The sequence below is a fragment of the Acidovorax benzenivorans genome (genome assembly GCF_028680575.1).
Lineage (GTDB): Bacteria > Pseudomonadota > Gammaproteobacteria > Burkholderiales > Burkholderiaceae_C > Acidovorax > Acidovorax benzenivorans.
In genome coordinates this window covers 1-1,334 of sequence record NZ_JAPCKI010000037.1, presented here as the reverse complement: position 1 = coordinate 1,334, position 1,334 = coordinate 1, and the positions used below count along the sequence as shown (strand labels likewise).

Below are 1,334 nucleotides of genomic sequence, written 5' to 3'. Positions count from 1 at the left end.
TTGACTACATCGAAGGTTTTTACAATCGAATCCGTCGGCACAGTCACCTAGACCAACTGAGTCCGCTGGCATTCGAACAACTCCGAAACGGAAGTTGAAATATGTCTACGAAACCGGGTGAAGTCCAGAAGCAGTTCCGCCCCATCGTTTCCGTCGCCGTACGCACCGAGAGCGGAAGCGAGTCCGGAATCTTTTACAAGCTCGAAGTCCTCAACTCCGGAAGTATTCCTGCGAAGGACATATCGCTCTCGGCGGACCCAAGTTCCCTTTCCGATGCTTTTGGTGCGGACGCCTCCGAAAAGTACAAAAAAATGTGGCTAGCTTGCTTTTCGCCAAGCCTGAAGATCGACATTCTTCACAATCAATCGCGTGTTACATGTTCATTCGGTACGACAAGGGGTAGTGACCAAGGATTCTGGAAATACCGAGCAAGAATCTCCATAACTGTCAGATACCAGGGGTGGTTCGGGAAGGCTTACGAAGAGAAGCAAGTTATCCAAATATTGGATTCAGCCAGCTTCACTGGATACATGTGGGGAGATGGCGATGCTTGATCTCGTGCCTATGCGGTGTGCTTTCACCAATTGCAGCCATTGAAATCAATGTCAACGCGCAACCTACTTAGGAAACATATTGCTATCGCTTGGCACCGGACGATGGAAGAGGCCTACGCCAACCGACTGATCTACAACGAGCGGGCCCTTCAGATGTACTTCTGTCGCCGACTCGAAGATGCGTTTGGAGCACACCGCAGAAGCGTGTTTGTGGAACCGAGTTTCTCAGTGCCTGGCTCGTCGGCTCGGATTCCGGATGTGGTTGTTTGCAACAGCAGACGCATCATTGGCGTGATCGAGCTGAAGTACACGCCTCAGAAGAAAGCGCAGTATGAGAAAGATTTGGACACCTTACGTTGGTTTGCCTCTCATTCAGAACCGCTCGCACTGTGCAATCAGCGATACAAGGATGAGCGCGAGCGTTTTTCGAAGCGGTACGAGCTGGCCTCAGATGCTGTTTTGTGTTGGGCTGGTGTGTACGCAGGTCCCCGGGAAGATATCGAGAAAAATGCGGAGAGTTTGGGCCCGCGCTTCTTGCACTTGCACGCGATAACAAGCGCTGAATGCCCACTAGAAATATATCCTCCGATGCAGCTTGATACAGTCTGATAGATTTCTACTAGAGAGCCTTCGCTGAAGTAGCTTTAGGACAGCACTGTTGGTGCCGATGCAATCTTGACCAGCTAAACCGCAAAGTGCCAATCCAAAATTGACCAGGGTGTTCCACTGACCTGCTGAGAATTTCAGCAGGGATTCAAGGTGATCACCATGGACATGATT

Annotated in this window: 3 protein-coding genes; all 3 read left to right on the top strand. The window is 50.6% G+C overall.

Annotated elements, in window-relative coordinates:
* Window positions 1–98: IS3 family transposase (locus OIN59_RS25310; RefSeq protein ID WP_328517997.1), on the top strand; the 98-nt coding region annotated here is incomplete at its 5' end.
* 3 nt (window positions 99–101) lie between these two features.
* Window positions 102–554 (top strand): hypothetical protein, encoded by a 453-nt coding sequence (locus OIN59_RS25245; protein WP_274114958.1) that lies wholly within the window; start codon window positions 102–104, stop codon window positions 552–554.
* Between the two features lie 48 nt (window positions 555–602).
* Complete coding sequence (locus OIN59_RS25240) at window positions 603–1,163, top strand: hypothetical protein (protein ID WP_274114956.1); 561 nt, start codon at window positions 603–605, stop codon at window positions 1,161–1,163.
* The last annotated feature ends 171 nt before the right edge of the window (window positions 1,164–1,334 follow it).